Source organism: Candidatus Buchananbacteria bacterium CG10_big_fil_rev_8_21_14_0_10_42_9, from assembly GCA_002773845.1.
GTDB lineage: Bacteria > Patescibacteriota > Patescibacteriia > Buchananbacterales > 21-14-0-10-42-9 > 21-14-0-10-42-9.
Genome location: PEZZ01000043.1, coordinates 1 through 18,753 on the forward strand (window position 1 = coordinate 1; position 18,753 = coordinate 18,753).

Annotated in this window: 19 protein-coding genes, 5 tRNA genes and 1 rRNA gene; 11 read left to right on the forward strand and 14 right to left on the reverse strand. The window is 42.2% G+C overall.

The features are described from left to right. Window positions 1-67 precede the first annotated feature (67 nt). From COT81_05225 to COT81_05250, 6 genes are all read left to right on the forward strand, one after another. Complete coding sequence (locus COT81_05225; protein PIS04653.1) at window positions 68-346, forward strand: hypothetical protein; 279 nt, start codon at window positions 68-70, stop codon at window positions 344-346. Beyond that, window positions 343-1,194: a hypothetical protein gene (locus COT81_05230; protein PIS04654.1), complete on the forward strand. Its 852-nt coding sequence runs from the start codon at window positions 343-345 to the stop codon at window positions 1,192-1,194. Before COT81_05225 ends, COT81_05230 begins: the two co-directional genes overlap by 4 nt. Before the next feature lie 10 nt (window positions 1,195-1,204). Next, window positions 1,205-1,405: an excisionase gene (locus tag COT81_05235; protein ID PIS04655.1), complete on the forward strand. Its 201-nt coding sequence runs from the start codon at window positions 1,205-1,207 to the stop codon at window positions 1,403-1,405. Between the two features lie 87 nt (window positions 1,406-1,492). Next, window positions 1,493-1,762 (forward strand): excinuclease ABC subunit C, encoded by a 270-nt coding sequence (locus COT81_05240; protein PIS04656.1) that lies wholly within the window; start codon window positions 1,493-1,495, stop codon window positions 1,760-1,762. Continuing rightward, window positions 1,752-2,699, forward strand: a complete 948-nt coding sequence (locus COT81_05245; GenBank protein ID PIS04657.1) for a hypothetical protein — start codon at window positions 1,752-1,754, stop codon at window positions 2,697-2,699. The genes COT81_05240 and COT81_05245 overlap by 11 nt, the downstream gene beginning before the upstream one ends. After that, on the forward strand, window positions 2,696-3,283 hold the full coding sequence (locus COT81_05250) for a hypothetical protein (protein PIS04658.1): 588 nt from the start codon (window positions 2,696-2,698) through the stop codon (window positions 3,281-3,283). The genes COT81_05245 and COT81_05250 overlap by 4 nt, the downstream gene beginning before the upstream one ends. Window positions 3,284-3,803: 520 nt before the next feature. Here COT81_05250 and COT81_05255 read toward each other — a convergent pair. The 4 genes from COT81_05255 to COT81_05270 form a co-directional block, all read right to left on the reverse strand. Next, window positions 3,804-4,034: a hypothetical protein gene (locus tag COT81_05255; GenBank protein PIS04659.1), complete on the reverse strand. Its 231-nt coding sequence runs from the start codon at window positions 4,032-4,034 to the stop codon at window positions 3,804-3,806. 545 nt (window positions 4,035-4,579) lie between these two features. Further along, window positions 4,580-5,596 (reverse strand): ArsR family transcriptional regulator, encoded by a 1,017-nt coding sequence (locus tag COT81_05260; GenBank protein PIS04660.1) that lies wholly within the window; start codon window positions 5,594-5,596, stop codon window positions 4,580-4,582. Between the two features lie 251 nt (window positions 5,597-5,847). Next, window positions 5,848-7,074 (reverse strand): sorbosone dehydrogenase, encoded by a 1,227-nt coding sequence (locus COT81_05265; GenBank protein PIS04661.1) that lies wholly within the window; start codon window positions 7,072-7,074, stop codon window positions 5,848-5,850. 4 nt (window positions 7,075-7,078) lie between these two features. Further along, window positions 7,079-8,314, reverse strand: a complete 1,236-nt coding sequence (locus tag COT81_05270) for a hypothetical protein (GenBank protein ID PIS04662.1) — start codon at window positions 8,312-8,314, stop codon at window positions 7,079-7,081. Between the two features lie 416 nt (window positions 8,315-8,730). Between COT81_05270 and COT81_05275 the strand changes: the two genes are divergently transcribed. Then, window positions 8,731-8,961, forward strand: coding sequence for a hypothetical protein (locus COT81_05275; protein PIS04663.1), 231 nt, complete (start codon window positions 8,731-8,733; stop codon window positions 8,959-8,961). A 332-nt stretch (window positions 8,962-9,293) separates the two neighbouring features. Here the strand turns inward: COT81_05275 and COT81_05280 are convergent, their stop codons facing one another. From COT81_05280 to COT81_05320, 9 genes are all read right to left on the reverse strand, one after another. After that, window positions 9,294-9,587, reverse strand: a complete 294-nt coding sequence (locus tag COT81_05280) for a transcriptional regulator (protein ID PIS04664.1) — start codon at window positions 9,585-9,587, stop codon at window positions 9,294-9,296. Window positions 9,588-9,670: 83 nt separating this feature from the next. Then, window positions 9,671-10,210, reverse strand: coding sequence for a hypothetical protein (locus COT81_05285; GenBank protein PIS04665.1), 540 nt, complete (start codon window positions 10,208-10,210; stop codon window positions 9,671-9,673). Between the two features lie 63 nt (window positions 10,211-10,273). Then, window positions 10,274-10,948 (reverse strand): class I SAM-dependent methyltransferase, encoded by a 675-nt coding sequence (locus tag COT81_05290; protein ID PIS04666.1) that lies wholly within the window; start codon window positions 10,946-10,948, stop codon window positions 10,274-10,276. Between the two features lie 91 nt (window positions 10,949-11,039). Continuing rightward, entirely contained in the window at window positions 11,040-11,297 is a 258-nt protein-coding gene (locus tag COT81_05295) for a hypothetical protein (protein PIS04667.1), read from the reverse strand. Between the two features lie 71 nt (window positions 11,298-11,368). Beyond that, entirely contained in the window at window positions 11,369-12,067 is a 699-nt protein-coding gene (locus COT81_05300; protein ID PIS04668.1) for a hypothetical protein, read from the reverse strand. A gap of 66 nt (window positions 12,068-12,133) precedes the next feature. Then, window positions 12,134-12,210 (reverse strand) — tRNA-Pro (locus COT81_05305). 71 nt (window positions 12,211-12,281) lie between these two features. Then, window positions 12,282-12,353 (reverse strand) — tRNA-Phe (locus tag COT81_05310). A gap of 96 nt (window positions 12,354-12,449) precedes the next feature. Next, a tRNA-Ile gene (locus COT81_05315) sits at window positions 12,450-12,526 on the reverse strand. A gap of 341 nt (window positions 12,527-12,867) precedes the next feature. Further along, window positions 12,868-14,647: ribosomal RNA gene (locus COT81_05320) — 16S ribosomal RNA — on the reverse strand. A gap of 483 nt (window positions 14,648-15,130) precedes the next feature. Here COT81_05320 and COT81_05325 point away from each other — a divergent pair. Both COT81_05325 and COT81_05330 read left to right on the forward strand, forming a co-directional pair. Then, window positions 15,131-15,427: a hypothetical protein gene (locus COT81_05325; protein PIS04669.1), complete on the forward strand. Its 297-nt coding sequence runs from the start codon at window positions 15,131-15,133 to the stop codon at window positions 15,425-15,427. An 86-nt stretch (window positions 15,428-15,513) separates the two neighbouring features. Further along, window positions 15,514-16,614, forward strand: a complete 1,101-nt coding sequence (locus COT81_05330) for a guanosine monophosphate reductase (protein PIS04670.1) — start codon at window positions 15,514-15,516, stop codon at window positions 16,612-16,614. Between the two features lie 77 nt (window positions 16,615-16,691). On the opposite strand, the gene COT81_05335 is transcribed toward COT81_05330, so the two are convergent. Continuing rightward, window positions 16,692-18,110, reverse strand: coding sequence for a hypothetical protein (locus COT81_05335; protein PIS04671.1), 1,419 nt, complete (start codon window positions 18,108-18,110; stop codon window positions 16,692-16,694). 310 nt (window positions 18,111-18,420) lie between these two features. Here COT81_05335 and COT81_05340 point away from each other — a divergent pair. After that, a tRNA-Gly gene (locus COT81_05340) sits at window positions 18,421-18,496 on the forward strand. 36 nt (window positions 18,497-18,532) lie between these two features. Next, window positions 18,533-18,619 (forward strand) — tRNA-Leu (locus COT81_05345). Window positions 18,620-18,753 lie beyond the last annotated feature (134 nt).

The following is an 18,753-nucleotide window of genomic DNA, read 5'->3' on the forward strand; positions in this document are numbered from 1 at the left end:
GTTTTTTCCTTTCTGTATCCATTATACCTCATAGACTGAGTTTACAAATTTTGGGGTACCTGCCAGAGTGTATGACGACACCTCAGATTTAATTGCGACCACCACCGTTGCAGTGATTGGCACTTCAGCAGATGTAGCCCAAGGAGATGAAGCTGTGGGGACAGGTTTAAAACCTGCCCCAACGCCAGAGGATGACAACACCGCGACCACTACCGAAGAACTAGCCCAAGATGAACCTGCGACCACTACCACAGATGGCACCATAGTGGTTGAATCTAACCCCCCTGCCACCACAACTAGCGAGGTGGGGATTGGAAGTCTCAATGAGGAAGGGGGCAATCTATGAAACGAATTTTAACCATTGTGGTTTTAACTTTGTTTGTGTGGCTGATGATTTTTGATGCGCCACAAACAGCTGACGCCTTAATTATCAATAAAACTATAACTATCGGAGATAATAACGGAGATGATTACAACGGCTTAATTAATGACACCTATGTTCAGGATTGCTCTGGTGGACTTTTTGGACCAAGCCATAAAAACAAAAATTATGGTGCAACTACTGTATTTTACACTTCTAGCTGGGGTGCGTGTCAGGGTTCTGGCCAAATGCGCATACTGATTCACATTGATACTTCATTTATTCCTACTAATGCTTCCGTGAGTGCCGCTACATTTTATGCTTATCATTATCACGATGGCGAAATTGGATTCCACACTGACAATATTGACTTAAAAATTAGGCCAATACTAAGCGGCAATGATGCTTGGTGGCCAGAAGGAACTAAAGATGATGCTACGGCAGATTCTGGCGAACCAACTTGGAACCACAAAGAATACGATACAGTTTCATGGGCAGGAAGCGCCGGACTCTCAACGGCGGATACTGATTATGGAAGTGGCGTTGCCACCTCAACTGTTGCTACAAATTCAGAATATGTTGGCTGGGATATCACTTCATTGGCACAAGATTGGATTTCTGATAATTCCAACAATCTCGGGTTTATGTTGGCTCACAACACGCTTTGCTGTTCGTCGTTCATTATTAGTTTTTACTCTTCAGAAATTGCCGGTGGCACTAGACGTCCTTACTTAGAACTAACTTATAGCTACCCGGCGAGCAATATATATTTTAAGCCCGGCACAAACATTCAAATTAAACCAGAAGGAATAATTAACATAAAACCAGCCTGAGTTATTTGCTATGGCCGATTTTAAGTACAAACTATTAACCACTGAGGAAGTCGCCGAGATCTTCAAGGTTAATTTACGTACAGTGTACCGATGGATTGACGCGGGCAAACTTCGGGCGGCAAAAATCGGCCATAAAACTTACCGCATTTACGAACACGATGTGGTCAAATTTATTAATTCTAGAATGGTTACGCCAAAAAATGACAGGTAATAGTAAATTAGTTATAATAAAGCCGTCATTAATATTAGCGCCGTCGGTTCATCCAACACCTTTTTCTAAAAAATATTAGCAAAATTCATGTTCTATATACATTTAATACAAAGCAAAAAGAATTCCTCAAAGTTATATGTTGGATCTACAAACAACCTAAAATGGCGTTTGAGTGAACACAATAACAAAAAAGTATGCTCAACACTAAAACATTCACCATGGAAATTAATTTACTCTGAAGCTTTTTTGTCAGAAAAAGACGCTAGGTTAAAAGAACAGAAATTAAAACATCATGATAAAGGCAAGCCGGAATTAAAAAAGAGACTTAGTAATAGCTTAGAAAAAAGTGCTGGATAAAAAAATTGCAATTTTATACTGTGGCTCAAATACATCAATTAACGCTGGCCAATTTAACGCTTTAGTTAAAAAAACGCCCGAGCTTAATATTATGGCTGACGTTGATCCAATTTTTGTATGGTCAAAGCCAATATTGGATATCACCGCGGCTGACTGGCAAGTGTTGGCAAGTAAAATTTATTCGATACGTGACAACTACGATGGCTTTGTTGTAATTCATAGTTCTCTAGGAGCAATAAATACTGCCACGGCCGTTTCATTTTTTATTGAAAATTTAAAACAGCCAATCTTATTTACTGGTTCAATTGGTGTATCGCAAGCGGAGATAAAATCACATTGGGAAAATATTAAAACTTATTGGCAAAATATCAAAGCTAATTTAATCAATGCGGTCCAATCAGCCAAAATTAATTTGCCAGAAGTGGCACTTTTGTACAGTAATCAAATTGTCAGGGCGAACTTAACTGAACTTTTAGCAGGCGCTTCCGCTTATCCGCTTTACACTGCTGATTCTGGCGTGCTGGCTAAAATTGATTTTAGTATTAGGTTAACCAAAAATGTGTTAAGCAAACCAGCCGGGAAAACCAAGCTAGTCGATACTTTTAATACCAATATTGAAATTATCAATTTAGAAACCGCAGTTGATTACAGTAGCATTATAACGCCCCTTAAAAATAGGGATGGCTTATTTATTAAAACAAAAAACTTTTACAGCGTGCCTAAAGCGCTGGAAAATATAATTGTTGAATTTGGTAAAACTAAGCCAGTAGCCATACATACTGACGACAATTTAGAAAAAGACGTTCCTAACTCCATTGTTTTAAAAAACATGACGGAACCTGCCGCCTTGATCAAATTTATGTGGCTACTAGGCCAGACTAAAAAAATCAATAAGGCGATGATGGAAAAAAATTATCGCGGAGAAATTATTAGATGAAATTTTATTTAGCTACAAACGAAACTGTGGCCGCCAAAGCTAATACTGATTTAACCAGAATCACAGAAGCTTTGGAGCGTTTAGGCGTGATGGTAATTTCCCCGCTGAATAAAAGTGAAAGTGAATACGCTGAAATGGTGGATACCGGCCCGGATGAAATGGTGTTTGAAAGTATTGATGCAATTATTATTGAAAGTGAAGCGACTGGCGCAAATACCGGTTACCAAATCGCTTTGGCACTTACCCACAAAAAACCTATTTTATATCTACATCAAAACGGCACTATTGACCCAGCGTTAAAACCGCTTTTAAAAAACAAAACCACTGCAAAACTATTAAAAGTTGAAAAGTATAATGCCCAATCTTTAAATTCAATTTTGAATGAATTTATAAAGTTTGTTGAAATTCAAAGCGGCCAAGAAACGCCAAATATAAAATTTACCTTGCGTATTACCTCTAAAATTGAAAAATATCTGCAATGGAAAACTCATAATACAAAGCTTTCCAAGGCCGATTATTTGCGCGAACTAATTGACCGCGAAATTGACAAAGACGACAAATTCAAAAACTATTTGGATAAATAGCGGTAAATTTGTCATTGTCATCGCAAGCACTCTCCCGATTGTCATCCTAGGAAAGCCTGCCCCCGTGCAGCTTGTCCTCGACTCCGATCGGGGAACGGGGGGTGAGGATCTCAGAGATTGCCACGTCGTTCGCTGTCACTCACTCCTCGCAATTACAACTTATGTTCCGGTTGTATTACTTGCCTTACAAATCACCTCTCCTTAGCTATCCGCCTTTGGCAGGCAGGTCGAGATCCTTCGACTTCGGCCAGTCAGACTGGCCTTCATTCAGGATGACATGTACATCATCCCCGTAAAGACGGGTTTGATGTGGTGTAGACGGAGATATAATCCTATTATTGTCATTCCGGACTTGATCCGGGATCTCTATCTAATAGAGATCCTGAAACAAGTTCAGGATGACATGTGAGTCACTTTATAGGTCACCCCACCTTTATTCCTCTCCTCTAAAGAAAGAGTAGAAAATAAATATACCGAACTCATTGGCGTCAAATTAAGGTGAACAACCTGAAATCTTAAGCTAAAAATCATAGCCGCATGCACCAAGCGGCGCCTGGCCTTGATTATAATAACTTTCCAAACACTGTGCTTTGTTCAATTTATATTGCGTTTGCATCACCCTATTTTTAGATTCTAGAAGTTCTGGCCCCCAAGACATAAATATTAACGTTAAAATTAATATAAAAATAGCAGAAGCTATTATCAATAACAACAAGACGACACGAGTAATAAATTCAATTTTTATATTCATATTATTAATGTAAAGATTTTTTAGTTCGCTAACCGGTTATGGCATTACATCTCCTAATACCAACGGGTAATACGACGCTTGGCCATGCGTATCTGTCGTGATTAATTTTCAGTGCCCGGTAATATTCTACTGGCTTTCAGCTTTTTTCTGAGCTCCTTATGTTTACACTCAGGACATTCAAAATCCTCCAATAAAGTAAGCTTCGGCACTTCAATTGAGTCGCTAAAGCCGCAATTATAGCAGAGCACTTCAATGGAGCTTGTGGTTTCGCTTTTCATGTTTTTAAAAATTTTAGTGTAGTCAAGTGCCACATAGCACATTCTTATACGAAATTATGATAACCTTATATTCTAATTCAATTATAGCTTTTTTGAAAGGCGCGGGCAAAAGGGGTTTAATACGTAGGGACACAAAATCTTGTGTCCCACAAATTGGAATACATGTGATAATAAATTGTCTTTGTTCAAAGATGGCCTAGGGGCAGCTTTCATCTGGTCATTCCCCCGGATGCCCGGTTGCGCTTGTCTGGCCGAACGGCTCGCTAACTAAGCGGATTTACCCCTTTCAATCATTTCCTTAACTTCCTTATTGGCGTTGAGATAATGAATCTCAATATGAGGATGAGCATTTTTGAAGACTCTAAACACCTCATCTACAAAAGCTTGGCCCACCAATTTAACGCCCCTGAAGTCCAAGACGATAGTTCTAAATTTTTCAAGACCCATCATAAGACGTTTGGCTTGCGACCGTGAAACGTGAGGATCATTTGGGTCAGCGCTCAAAGCAACGGCAACGATGGTTTTCCCAAAACCGATCTCCGCATCAGCATATTTATCCATGACTTCCTTCGCGGTTTTTTTTGATCGGGTTGATATAGCCATCTTAATAAAGGTTCCCTTACCAAAATCTTCTTTTCTCTCGGTGGAGTGAATCCAATCTTCGTTTCTAAAAGTATAGAAAAGATTGCTCGAAAAAATAGAAAAATTATCAAAAATTCTTGACGTAAAAAAAATGCCCTCTCCGGTATGCCTCGCCGGGTCAGTGGTAAATTTTCCCTTTGAAAGGTGTAGTATTGATTCTCGGATGGTCTCTAGCTTCAAAGCATCCTGAATTTTTTTAAAGATGCCAACTCCGTTGTCCATGATCTCCATTTCAATTTTTTGATTTTTTATAGATACCGCGATATATACAACTGACCCGTCAGAGTGTTCAATAGCGTTGTTTAGTATCTCCGTAAAACCATAATAGCAAATCCCATACAGGCTTTCCGGAAATTTAATCAACATGGGTTTTAAGTATTTTATCCAAACTTGATCTTCTGCCAGATTTTGCTGGAGTTTAAGTTCAAACTCAATATGATTCCCCGCAACCAAGAAGTATCGCGTTGAGTTGGTTCGCCCAACTTTAATAATTTTTCCATTCTTTATTTCCCGAGTTATATAGGCGTGAGCTCTTTGTCTTGAAACGTTAAACGTGTTGGCGACAACATTAACTATGTCGGAAGAGTGATCCTCAATGTTTGCTAGTATAAACGAGCTGATATCTTTTCTGGTTTTCTGCATTTTTATATTGTAAACCCCTTTTTAATAACTTGTCAACCCCCTTAATATTCAATTGTAAACAGGAGATAATCGTATTGTAAATAGTTAAAATTGGCCATTAAAGGGGGTTTATGTACGTCAGACGTGGTGGAGTGGAGAGATCTCAACCTGTTCTACTTATTACCAAATTCCATCGGGTGAGATTCCTCGACTACGCTCGGAATGACGATTTTAACCCCTCCAGCCTCCCCTTCCGCCAAAGGCGGACACGGTCACAAGGGAGGATTATTATACGTCACTTTATAAATCACGCCAGCTTTGTCGTCAGAAATATACATCACCCCGCCGGGTAAAATTAACACATCCACTGGGCGGCCTAAAGCGCCTTTAGCGGTAAGCCAGCCGGAAATTAAATCTTCAACCTCGCCGGTTTGCTTGCCGCTGGCATCTAGCGGAAAACGCACTAATTTGTAACCGGTTGGCTCGGTGCGATTCCAAGAGCCATGATAAGCCACAATCAAATCATACCACCAACTTTCCGGCCAGCCTTCTTCCGGGATAAAAGCTAAGCCGAGCGGCGCAGAGTGTGCTTGTATATCAATATGCGAAGGTGTTTCAAATAAATCATCGCACGGCGCGCGAATGTAAGTATTTTTGTCAAACGAAATATCGTGAATATTTTTACCGTAGCAAGTTGGCCAGCCGTAATTATTGCCTTCTCTCACAATGTTAATTTCATCTGGCGGAATATCATCGCCCAATAAATCGCGGCCCATCTCCGTTACCCAAATTTCTCCGGTGACCGGATGAATTTGCATAAAAACGGCATTGCGCAAACCAGTACCAAAATCTTTCAATTCTTTGGTCTCAACATTGTAAGATAAAGTTTTTGCCCGGCGCGAGTCCTCTTCATTGCACACGTTACAGCTGGAGCCAATTGAAATTAAAAGTTCGTTTTCGTTTGGCGATGGGCGAAATAAAAGCGTGCGCGTGTAGTGGTTTCCGCCTGAAGGCAAATCCACAAGTTTTCTTTTGTTCGCCGCTTTTAAATTAGCTTTGTCATAGTCGTAAATAGCTAGTTGATCCGATTCGGCAATATATAATTCACACTCATCAATACAGCGCCAAGCTAAGCCGTGCGGACGATTAAGCCTAGTCACGATTGGAATATTCTCATCAGCTACCCCGTCACCATTTTTATCTGGCATGGCATAGACCGTGCCGGTGGTTGTATCGCTAACAACTAAATTCCCGACAGGATCAAAAGTTAAAACTCTAGGCTTGGTAAAACCTTGCGCAAAAACTGAAATTGAAAATCCGTCCGGCAAAACCAACGGCAAATCAGTATTATTTTCAGCTTCTTCAATTACATCAACGATATTATACGGCGCAGGTTTTATTGCCGGGCCGACACCGCGCAAATGATACCAATACACAGCAGATGCCCAAATGGCGCCGATTAAAATTACAACGCCAATAGCCCACAAAATCTTTTTCATATCATCATTGTAATCCGTTAATAAAAATTTCCGGCGGCTGTTCGTCAATCACGTAAACTGTTTTTGGGTATATCACAAAATAATTATACATAAATAACGCGGCGTTGTAACTAATAATTGCCGTAATGGCACATGTTACAAACCAACCCGGAACGCCGGCCTTAGTTACTGTTTTATTTGTTAAGTAAATTCCAAAGGCAGCGAGCATTTCTAAAGTCGGCACCGCGATAATTGCGCGCAAAGCGTGAGGAATGCCTTGATCAGTCAGCGACGCCGGGATTAACGCGGAGGCAAAGACTGCCGAGAGTAATAACACTTCGCGCTGTTTTGAATGTGGGATAGAATAGGCGAGCAAAATAAACGGCGCTAACACCAACAGCGTTTGGCCAAAATAAGGGATGCTATGCCACGGGTTGGCGTCTCCGGTTAAAAATAAAAATTGCGGCGACAAATGTTGTAAGTAATGAAACATAAAATGACTCACCGGATTGGCTTGGCCAACAATTGAAATTTCGTAAAACCGATCATTACCGCCTTGGAAAAAAGCAAAGTTGTAAATTGGAACTGCTAAAACAATAAAAATAAAAACGCCGATTAAAAAATACTTTTTGGAGCGGTTGAAAATTTCTAATAGCTGCCAATAAAAGCCAACCGCCAAAACTAAAATCATCAGTGGTATAAATAAACGCATAACTGAATAGGTATGCAAACTTAATCCCAACACCACGCCGAGCCACACAAAATTTTTGGGCGCTTTCAATGCTTTTATAAATAAATACAGCGCTAATGAAATAAACAACGGCGCTAAAACGGCGCGAAACCCAAGCCGGCTAAATTGCAGATGCCAAGGCGAAATAGCAGCCAGTGCGGCAGTGAGCAAGCCGACATTACGATTAAACAATTCTTTAGCTAACAGATAAAAAATGTAAATTGATAGCGTGCCAACCAGGGCGGCCGGAATTCGCACAGCCAAAACACCCGGGCCAAAAAGTTTTACAAATGGAATAGTTAGATACGTATACATCCACTCTACATAATCTTCATCATAGTGATTAAAAAATAGCGGCCAGCGTTGATTATGTGAGTCAACGCCAGTCATTAAAAGATTATACGCGTCAACTTCGGTTGCGACTTCATCAATATGCGCGCCGTTGGGAATGTCAGAAAGTTTATAAACGCGAACAAAAAAAGCGACAATTATAATTAGCCCTATAATCCCGATTGCCATTTTGTTTGTCATGAACTAATTATAAATGAAAACCTCCCCACCGCCAACGAGTGGTAGCGGGGAGGTCTTGGGTCAGAGATCATTTGCGGAGAAGGTAAAGGTCGCATTGCAATGAATGCACATCGCGCCGTCAACTTCTCCCCAGCTCACTGGGATGAGGAACGGCTCCCAGTCGTGCCCGTCACGCTCGCAGTCGGGAGGCAAAGTCTCGGCGGCGTGCTCCCTTCTTTTCACTACGCGTCTTTTAAGCGGGTCTTGAGAGTGGCAAAACATGGTCATTTCGACAATCCCTTTCTTGTGTAGCAGGCCCAGCACTGCAGACCGATACTCGGTTGTAAGGTTCAATTTTGTGCTGGTAACTAAGAGTTCAAAAAATTCCCAGATATCAAGACAAAATAAAAACCCGAGACACGACCCGGGAATTTATTTTGCCAAAAGTAAAATGCAAATCAGGTCATGCCAAACAACGCTTGACTGACCCACCATATTTTAAAATTGTAATTTTTTTTATTCATAAATTTATTCCTTCCGCTTGCGACCAATTACTTGATCACGAGTGGATGGGGGACGAAAGACATGGTGACGCTCGTCCCAATTTAAACTGCTCGGCAGACCAGATCATTATTTCAACCGACGAAGGCACTTTTTGCACCTGGTGATGGCTTCCTCCTTTGCGTTCCAGCCGGGGAGACGCACTTTCGTTGTTTCTGGTTCATGCTTACCGCCCATCGGGCAGTTTTGCAATTCAAGGTGAGAATCAGGCACGAACAAACCCTCCTTGTTTGGCCTAACCTAACCAAGCCCAGCGCGACTTGTTTAAGCGGTTAATATTAATTCGTTATGCGCTGGCAGTTGTAAATTTGGCTATATTTACAACTATCAACGCAAAACAAAAAACCCTGGCAAGGCCGGGGCGATTATTTTGTATTAAGTTAAATAACTAATCTGGCCTTACCTAGCGAGCAAAGCCTTCCACCAATTTATATTTATATTAGCCTTTTTTACCATATAATTTTTCATAAACTAAATTAAATCCGCCTTTTTTATCAATTAATTCCCGCGCACCCCTTGTAACTGTAGCAATGCCAGTGTGTAAATTAAGGGCTACTTCGCGTTGGGGCACGCCCTTTTTTAACTGCTTCACTATTTGCCAACGTGTAGGAATTTCTGCCAGTTCATTAGGGGTAAACAAATCCTCTAAAAATTCATGCAATAACTTTTTATTACGCGATATTTTTTGAATTACGTCAACGAGCTCCCATTCATATTTTTCCTTATTTTTCATAAATACCTCAATTTCTTAATATCAGCGTACTAGTACAATAGTAATATTAGCATAAAAAAAATTTATGTCAAGTGGGCAGGTGATTATTCTTCTTCAGCGCTGTCAAGTTCAATATCATCAAAATTGTCAGGAAATCTAACCGGAATTACAACTTTATCAATTTCTGAACCGTCACGCGCAGAATAGGTAAAAACTTCTACTTTGCCGGTTTCGCTATTTGGCGCCGGATACAAAGTAATTGCCTCAAATGGACCATACAAACCAATGTCAGGAGCATTAGCTGTGGTGAACGATTCCAAAAGCACTGTGCTGTCTGAATCGACTAACCGATAATTAACTGTATTTTCAAACACTCGTGCCTCGCCTGTAATTTTTAAAGTCGCGCCAATAGTTTGGCCGCTAACCGGTTCAAAAACCTTGATGTTAGGAATTTCTTCAACAAACAGTTGCTCACCGTGGCGGCATTGACGTGGGTAAGATTCCATTACCGGATTACCAGCCATAACACAATCCTCAAAGCTGGAAACCACAATTTCTGCTTTGGGCGGTGTTACCATTAGGTTAATTAACCAAATCAAAACTCCGGTCAAAATCACAGCTGTTAATAGAGGAATATATTTCATACTAATATTATACCCTAAATTACAAATCAATCCAGGAGGTAACAAACAAACTTGAAATAAAAATTATTTTTTAAGCTCCAGGATATAACACCACAAATTTTTGTAACTATACGGAAAGGGGAAGCGTTTGAATTTTATTTCGCTAAAACCAACTTGATTCAACGCTAAGGTTAATTCCTCCTTGGTGTAAATATTTGCTTGCCACCATTTTTCAATCAGCCATTTATTGATAAAGTTTTTGCGGGTGATAAAAATTATCATTTTGCACTCCGGCTTAAGTAAGTTTTTCAAATTACTTATGGCCTTAGCTAATTTATCTTTTGGTAAATATTCTAGCATGGCAGAACTTGCCACCAAATCGTAATTACTCCAGCCATCCGGCAAGTTATCAATCTTTAGCACATCGGCTTGTAAAAGATTTATATTGGAAATGTTATTTTGATTTATCCAATTTTTAAATCTTTCTAGCATAGCGGGTGTTAAATCGAAGCCGTGAAAAGTAATATGATTTAATTTTTGCGCCCTTGCATTTTGGTATAAAATTTTTGTTAAAACGCCAGAGCCACAACCAGCATCTAAAACCTTAAAATTATCTTTCAAGTAATTGCCTTTTTTAATGACTGATTCTAAACCTTTGGCATAGCGCAAAAACCCAACAAAAAAGAAGTGATAAAGATTAATTTTGTCTGTATATAATTTTTTAACTGAATCGCTTTTCAGAGTTGACCTCTTAAACATAACGGTCAAAATGCATATAATCTCTTGGTTTAAGTTTGTATATATGGTCTATAAAAGCCAAAAAGCCAGTATCGCGGTAAAACATTTCACGTTACTGGCTGGCGGGGACGATGAACACCTCCTTGTCCCCGAGTTGATCCCCGAGCTTCTCACGAGCCTGGGGGGTAATGTCGAGAATTGCGTTTTCAGGCCGACTGCCGACTAACACTTGAACGGTGTGAAACCCTTCAATGGTAAGCGGCGAGCCTTCGGCCCGATTCTCCAGCGCAAGCGCAACGCTTGCGACGGCGGCCTCCACCATGGAGTCGTTCGAGGAAGCCTCGAACCGTTCCACGTTTTTCTCAGGCATATGACACACCTCCAGTCCTAAAGCCTGAATAACTAGGTAGAAAAAAATAATATACTAATTTTAAGCAAATGTCAAGATAATGCATACCTTCTGAGAGGATTTTGAATCCTGCGAGTAATGTTAGTTAAATCGTTTGTAGCAACCGGCACATGACCGGGCCTTGAAAAACCAAAGTCTATATACGGATGTTCTCTTTCTTCTTGCGTCACAGCTTTTTTAGATAATCCAAAATCTATAATGACTGGACTGAAAGTGTCCCATTCCACCATCACGTTACCTTCATGTAAATCTCGATGATAATAATCCCTTTTGTGCATTTTATCAACCATCCCCCTCAAATCAGCAACAAATTTTTCAACATCAAACCCTGGCGGTAAATCCAATCTTTGATCAAGAATGTCAGCAACGCTATGACCAAAAATTCTTTCCATTAAAGCAAACTGCCCTCGCGAGCCATCATCGTAGCGTACAACCGCTCCGGCAATTGGTTCGGGCACTCTCACGCCTGGAATCTGATGTATTTGTCTTTGCACTCCAAGCTCATGATCAATACTTTTTCTTGGGAAAAACGGGCTATCTAAATTTGTTATTTTCTTGACACAAAAATTTTCGCCGTCAGGATAGTCATTGTTCACCAAAATCTCTGCAGTTTGGCCAGAGCCAATAACTTCCGGGGAAGTTAATATCTTGTCGAAAAATTCTTCAGTTACATTGCCCAACTCTTTGCCTTCCGGAGAGATAATTCTTTCAAATTGTGCGCCTCTTTCCATGGCTTATACATTACCCGTTTTTTATTAAACTGACAATAATAAAATCGGCCTTGAGCCGAATTAAATTGGTCGGGGATGCCGGACTCGAACCGGCGGCCTCCTGCTCCCAAAGCAGGCGCGCTAGCCAACTGCGCCAATCCCCGTAACTTGTGCCGAGGGGCAGAATCGAACTGCCGACGCCAGGATTTTCAGTCTGGAGTTTATCCCGCACAAATGCCTGGGGGCAGAATCGAACTGCCGACGCCAGGATTTTCAGTCCTGCGCTCTACCACTGAGCTACCCAGGCATACCCAGGCATTTGTGCGGGACTCTACCAACCCGTCAAACGGGTCAAGCTAAAACTACCTCGGCTCAAAATTAGATGCCCGCTCAAGCGGGCAACTAGTGGGCGATCCAGGACTTGAACCTGGGACCTCTACATTATCAGTGTAGCGCTCTAACCAGCTGAGCTAATCGCCCATATCCTTTTAATACTATATTACCCAAATGTCATCTCGAGCTTGCCGAGAGATCTCACCCGTTCCATAAATGACATTGTTGAGATTTCTCCACTACGCCGAGTCAGACTCGGCTGCGGTCGAAATGACTGGTATATTAAGGATAACAATAAAAAAGACTTCGGTACTATACCAAAGAAGTCCTTCATTGTAAAGGGTTTTAACTCAAAAACCACCCCATTAAAAGGGTGGTTTTAAGTTTGAAAACTGGAAAGTGATAAACTTCATCCCATGTTACTTACGGTCTCTCGAGAGAACCATAAGCATCGACTAGACAATCTTCGTGAGAACATCGTCTTTGTATACTCCCTAGAAAGGAGGTGATCCATCCACAGCTTCCGCTACGGATGCCTTGTTACGACTTCATCCCTGTCATTGGTCCTACCTTAGTCCGACGAACGTCAGCTTTAGGGTATTACCAACTCCCTTGATGTGACGGGCGGTGTGTACAAGATCCGAGAACGTATTCAACGCCCCATGGCTGATAGGCGTTTACTAGCGATTCCGGCTTCATGAGGGCGAGTTGCAGCCCTCAATCCGAACTGGGACCGGTTTTGGTGGGATTGGCTCCGTCTTGCGACTTGGCGTCCCATTGTACCGGCCATTGTAGCACGTGTGTCGCCCAGGGCGTAAGGGCCATGCTGATTTGACGTCATCCTCTCCTTCCTCCTCCGAAGAGGCAGTCTCCTATGAATATGCAACATAGGACGAGGGTTGCGCTCGTTACCCGACTTAACGGTACATCTCACGACACGAGCTGACGACAACCATGCAGCACCTGTCTAGCACCCTCGAAGGAATCCCGCTTTCACGGGATGTGCAGCTAGATGTCAAGCCCTGGTAAGGTTCCTCGCTTATTATCGAATTAAACCACATGCTCCACCGCTTGTGCGGATCCCCGTCAATTCCTTTGAGTTTTAGCCTTGCGGCCGTACTCCCCAGGCGGGATACTTAACGCGTTAGCTTGGTTAAACGACACTGGCAGGGTCGAAACTGCCAATGCCTAGTATCCATCGTTTACGGCGTGGACTACTGGGGTATCTAATCCCATTCGCTACCCACGCTTTCGTGGCTGACCGTCAGGAGCGTTCCAGCAACATGCCTTCGCATTTGGTGTTCTTGTCGATATTAACGTATTTTACCACTACACCGACAATTCCAGTTGCCTCTTCCGTCCTCTAGTTTCGCAGTTTCCGACGCAGTCTTGAAATTGAGTCTCAAGATTTGACGTCAGACATACAAAACCGGCTACCCACGCTTTACGCCCAATAAATCCGGATAACGCTTGGGGCACTCGTATTACCGCTGCTGCTGGCACGAGTTTAGCAGCCCCTTATTCATTTGGTACCGTCATAGGTTCGTCCCAAATAAAAGACCTTTACACCCCGAAGGGCTTCTTCGGTCACGCGGCGTCGCTCCATCAGGCTTTCGCCCATTGTGGAATATTCTTGACTGCAGCCTCCCGTAGGAGTCTGGGCAGTGTCTCAGTCCCAGTGAGGCAGGTCACGCTCTCACGCCTGCTACCCGTCATCGCCTTGGTGCACCGTTACTACACCAACAAGCTGATGGGCCATAAGCCCCTCTCCAAGCGGTAAACCTTTACGCGGACACCATATGATATCCGAGCACATCCGGTATTAGTCCGAATTTCTTCGGGTTATTCCGAACTTGGAGGTAGGTTACTAATGTGTTACTCACCCGTTTGCCACTCCCCACACCTTTTAACTTTCCTGAAGTGAATTATCGATACGTCGTTTAAGTTGACCCCAAGCTTTAGCAAGTTTCTTTAATTGCTTTTCTCGTTCCATCGCATCTTTTTAGAAGCATACGCTTCGTAATAAATTAATTTCCAGGGACGAAATTGCTTGGTAAACTTTGATTGACCACGATTGTGCTCACTGAGTCTCCGTTTTAGATTATCAGAAAATCCAATGTAGAGACGTCCGTTCTTTTTACTTTTGAGAACATAGATGTAATACATATGCTCATCATATCACAAAAGCTAAAAGGTGTGGGGCGTTCGACTTGCATGCCTTAGACACGCCGCCAGCGTTCATCCTGAGCCAGGATCAAACTCTCAATTAAGATAGCTTTTGAAAAGTGCTATCCAACTTTTTACTCTTAGATAAAGTTCATCTAAAAGTGAATTGACATGGGTTTGTCTTATACCGAGGTATAAAACATGAAGTTTATCACTTTTCAATTGTCAAACAGCGTTTTCTTTTGTTGGCGATATGTCTGGTTAATTCGCCTTAGTTCAGCTAGTTTCAGGCTCAAAAGAAAAAACAGTAAGGTCCAAATCACGGATGCTCACGATGCGAGCTATCTACTCAGACACTACTGTTTTCCCTTTTACCTTAAGTAATTGTGGAGGGATTTCTTTGCGGTTTTAAAGGTTACTAATTAGCTGCCTATTATAATAAGATATTTATAAAAACCTGTCAACCCCGCTAGAAATTCATGTGAAAATCCTGTGGGTATCTGAATTTAATTATGTCTCTATCGGGGTCAAGATCTAAGAAAACTTGCAAAATGTGGGTAATTCCAGTATATTTAGTGAAATCTTATGGACGAAAAACAACAAAATATTATCAAAGACGAAATCGTACAGCGCGGGAATCAGTATGAAGGCCGCTATGACCACCCATGTTGGTGCAAAAAAACTAACAACGCTAAGGGTCTGTGCGATAGTTCTCATTTAAAATTGCAAGGCCAGGAATTTTTAGACGCGCTTAATTTGTTTTTGACTGACGAAGATTTTGCTAACGCGCCGCGGCCAAGACCGCCGGTGCAACCACGCCGAACTGACAATCGCCGCCGCGGCCGCATGCCGTTTCGCTTGCGCCGCAACCGGACACAATAAGAGGGCTCGCTACGCGAGCTTTTTTGATTCTTGAAGATTTTAACCAATTCAATTATAATAGAACCTAATTTTAAACTTTCATATCCATGCCGATAAAACCAGCTTACACATTTGACGATATTCTCTTAGTCCCCCAAAAAGCGGTGCGTTCACCTCGGTATGTGTCAACCAGGACTAAGTTGACCAAAAAAATTACGTTAGATACTCCGTTGATTAGCTCACCGATGGATACCGTTACGGAGAGTAAAATGGCAATTGCGTTAGCCGCAGCTGGCGGGCTTGGCGTGATTCACAAAAATTTAACACCGCAAAAACAAGCGGCTGAAGTTTCCAAAGTTAAAAATAAAAATTTATTGGTTGGCGCTGCCATTGGGGTAAGCGAAACGGAACTTGATCGGGCGGCGCGTTTAGCCAAAGCTAATGTTGATATTATTACAGTTGATGCGGCTCACGGCCATTACGTTGGGGTTTTAAAAATGGTAAAAAAGTTAAAGCAGGACAAACGTTTTAAAAAAGTTGAGGTGATTGGCGGCAATGTGGCGACCGGACAGGGCGGGAAAGATTTGGTTAAAGCTGGCGCTGACGCGGTTAAAGTTGGCGTTGGGCCCGGATCAATTTGTACGACGCGCGTAATTGCTGGCATTGGCGTACCGCAATTTTCAGCGATTATGAATGTTGCCAAAACGATTGCTAAAACCAAAGTTCCGGTGATCGGCGATGGCGGCATTAAATTTTCCGGCGATGTGGTCAAGGCGTTAGCGGCTGGGGCCAATACGGTTATGATTGGCGGACTATTTGGCGGAACAGCTGAAACGCCCGGTAAAATTATTTCCAAAAAAGGCAAGCGCTTTAAAGAATATCGCGGCATGGGATCATTGCAGGCAATGAAGAAAGGTTCAAAAGATAGATACTTACAAAAAAATTTAAGGCACATTGAATTAATCGCTGAAGGCGTGTCAGCTACAGTACCGTTTAAAGGCCCAGTGCAAAATGTAATTTACCAACTTATTGGCGGGTTAAAGCAAGGCATGGGGTATTGCGGAGCGAAAACTATTCCGGAACTTCAGCGCAAAGCCCAATTTGTTTTTATTACCAAGGCCGGCTATTACGAATCGCATCCGCATAGCCTCGCGAGCTTTGAAGATAATCCCAACTACTCCGTCCCCAAAGAGGATAAGTTTCTCTAAAGTATTGTCATTCCGGCCTCCGAGCCGGAATCTCTATCTAATAGAGATCCTGAATCAAGTTCAGGATGACAACCGTGTTACTTATTTTTACCCTGATACCTTTTCCGCAGCGCAGTATGCGCGGTTTGTAACTTTACCAGCAATTCAGATTCATCAATTAAATTATGCACTCGGTTGGTGATGATAAATTCTCCGTTAATCATAAGATCGCGAATGTTGCGTCCGCCGTGCGTTATCATGTTACCGACTAAACTAATCGGTTTTTGTTCATTGTAGGGCAAAAAGCCCCGGTCTTTTAACTTCCAAAAACATAAATCCGCTACAAAACCTGGTGCTATACGGCCGACTTTGCTTAAACCGAGAATACGCGCCGCGTTAGTCGTCATCATCTTAAATAAATCTTCATAATAAATTATCATTTTATCCATGTGCGTAATGCGTGTTTGTAATGCTTCAGTTAAAAGATCCAACGAATTTTTGGAAATCACGCTATCGGTGCCAAGCGCAATGCGGTTAGCCATACCGGCCTTATAAAAACGAACATAATCAAAATTGCCGCTGTTGTGTAAACGGTTTGAGGTTGGCAAATGCGCGATGCCGACTTTGCGCTTGGCCAAAAGTTTTACTTCTATATCCGTAAAGTGAATGGCATGGGATAAAATAGTGCGCGAATTTAACAAACCGACCTTGTCTAAAACCATCGCCGTAGGCAGGCCGTGCACATCAATACACGCCTGGGCTAAATTTTTGCTTTCCACCGCGTGCATGGTGACTAAAAGCTTATGTTTTTTTTGAATGGCCGCTAATTCCTTTAACTGCTTCATTGTGGCCTTATGGGGATAGTGCAGGGCAATGGCGGGAGTAGTAACGTGCGATTTTTTGGCTAGAATTTTTTTCAACATCGCTATTGTATTTTTGGGATGTGAATTGGAGACCGGCGAAAAAGCGTTAATCACCCGCTGATGCGTAATTTTTGCCGCCTTTTCAATCGGGTCAAATACGCCGTAATGCGAAAATGTAGTTGTTATGCCATTTTTTTGCTCTTCGGAAAAATCGCCGAGCGCGCCGAGGTAAAAATCCTCTGTGGTCATGGCCTGTTCAAGTTTTGCCATTTTAACAAGCGACGATTCCAAATCTTCTTTATCTAATGTCATAGACGAACGCAATAAATACATTGGCGGGTGAGCATGGCAATTGATAAAGCCGGGAGTAACTACAATGCCGCCACGTTGGTTGGCGTCATAGACTAAGTCAACGCCGTTGCGTGAAAGCTTGCCACGAGCGACTTTTTTAATTACGCCGCCCTTGATTAAGATAGAATAATTTTTTAAAACTTGAACTTTATCGCGTGAATCAACCGTAATCAAAATCGCAGTTCGATCAATTAGAATTGTTCGAACTGCGCCTGACTTGTCTAATAATTCGTAACGGCTACGGTTTTTTCGTTTCGGCCCAAAATCTTTGGCCTGAAAATTTTTGTTATTGCTTACTCGCATGGACGTAGTATACTGAAATTTTTCAACAAATCAAATGGCTTTTATTTTAACGCCTTTTTTGTTATTATAATTGATATGTCATCATTTCGCTACATTAATAAGGTAATGAGCAAAAGCGATTGGATAAAGCTTGCCATTTTAGTTTTATCTTCCGTCCTTGCTTGGACTTGGGTTATAATTGAATTTCAAAAACCGTTAATTGCTGACGATCCAACTACCACGATCATTGATTTTAACAAGCTGTTTTAATTATTGCGTTCAAGCGTAAAGCTTGATTTTTTTATTATTTCTGCTACACTGCTCCCTACCTGCGGCAGTAGTTCAGCTGGTAGAACGTCTCCTTGCCAAGGAGAAGGTCGCCGGTTCAAGTCCGGTCTGCCGCTCCAGGAAGCTAAAGCGCCGCCTTCCATTACGGCGCACTTGCCGGGATGGCGGAATCGGTAGACGCGACGGACTTAAAATCCGTTAGCCGCAAGGCTGTGAGGGTTCGAGTCCCTCTCCCGGCACCAGTATTGAACTCAAAGGTTGCGAACCAACCAAGGCGTGGGCGTGCCGTAGGCACGCCCACGCATTTCCGCTTGATTTTCCAAACGAATTCGGATTCCCGCCTTCGGCGGGACGGATTGTTTTTTCGCCAAGAAGC

Bases quoted from the DNA above. Each gene is read 5' to 3' on its own strand.
- COT81_05295 (PIS04667.1), bottom strand. From the start codon at position 11,297: ATGCCTGAGAAAAACGTGGAACGGTTCGAGGCTTCCTCGAACGACTCC.
- COT81_05300 (PIS04668.1), bottom strand. From the start codon at position 12,067: ATGGAAAGAGGCGCACAATTTGAAAGAATTATCTCTCCGGAAGGCAAA.
- COT81_05240 (PIS04656.1), top strand. From the start codon at position 1,493: ATGTTCTATATACATTTAATACAAAGCAAAAAGAATTCCTCAAAGTTA.
- COT81_05260 (PIS04660.1), bottom strand. From the start codon at position 5,596: ATGCAGAAAACCAGAAAAGATATCAGCTCGTTTATACTAGCAAACATT.
- COT81_05335 (PIS04671.1), bottom strand. From the start codon at position 18,110: ATGCGAGTAAGCAATAACAAAAATTTTCAGGCCAAAGATTTTGGGCCG.
- COT81_05250 (PIS04658.1), top strand. From the start codon at position 2,696: ATGAAATTTTATTTAGCTACAAACGAAACTGTGGCCGCCAAAGCTAAT.
- COT81_05265 (PIS04661.1), bottom strand. From the start codon at position 7,074: ATGAAAAAGATTTTGTGGGCTATTGGCGTTGTAATTTTAATCGGCGCC.
- COT81_05285 (PIS04665.1), bottom strand. From the start codon at position 10,210: ATGAAATATATTCCTCTATTAACAGCTGTGATTTTGACCGGAGTTTTG.
- COT81_05325 (PIS04669.1), top strand. From the start codon at position 15,131: ATGGACGAAAAACAACAAAATATTATCAAAGACGAAATCGTACAGCGC.
- COT81_05235 (PIS04655.1), top strand. From the start codon at position 1,205: ATGGCCGATTTTAAGTACAAACTATTAACCACTGAGGAAGTCGCCGAG.
- COT81_05230 (PIS04654.1), top strand. From the start codon at position 343: ATGAAACGAATTTTAACCATTGTGGTTTTAACTTTGTTTGTGTGGCTG.
- COT81_05255 (PIS04659.1), bottom strand. From the start codon at position 4,034: ATGAATATAAAAATTGAATTTATTACTCGTGTCGTCTTGTTGTTATTG.
- COT81_05290 (PIS04666.1), bottom strand. From the start codon at position 10,948: ATGTTTAAGAGGTCAACTCTGAAAAGCGATTCAGTTAAAAAATTATAT.
- COT81_05330 (PIS04670.1), top strand. From the start codon at position 15,514: ATGCCGATAAAACCAGCTTACACATTTGACGATATTCTCTTAGTCCCC.
- COT81_05270 (PIS04662.1), bottom strand. From the start codon at position 8,314: ATGACAAACAAAATGGCAATCGGGATTATAGGGCTAATTATAATTGTC.
- COT81_05280 (PIS04664.1), bottom strand. From the start codon at position 9,587: ATGAAAAATAAGGAAAAATATGAATGGGAGCTCGTTGACGTAATTCAA.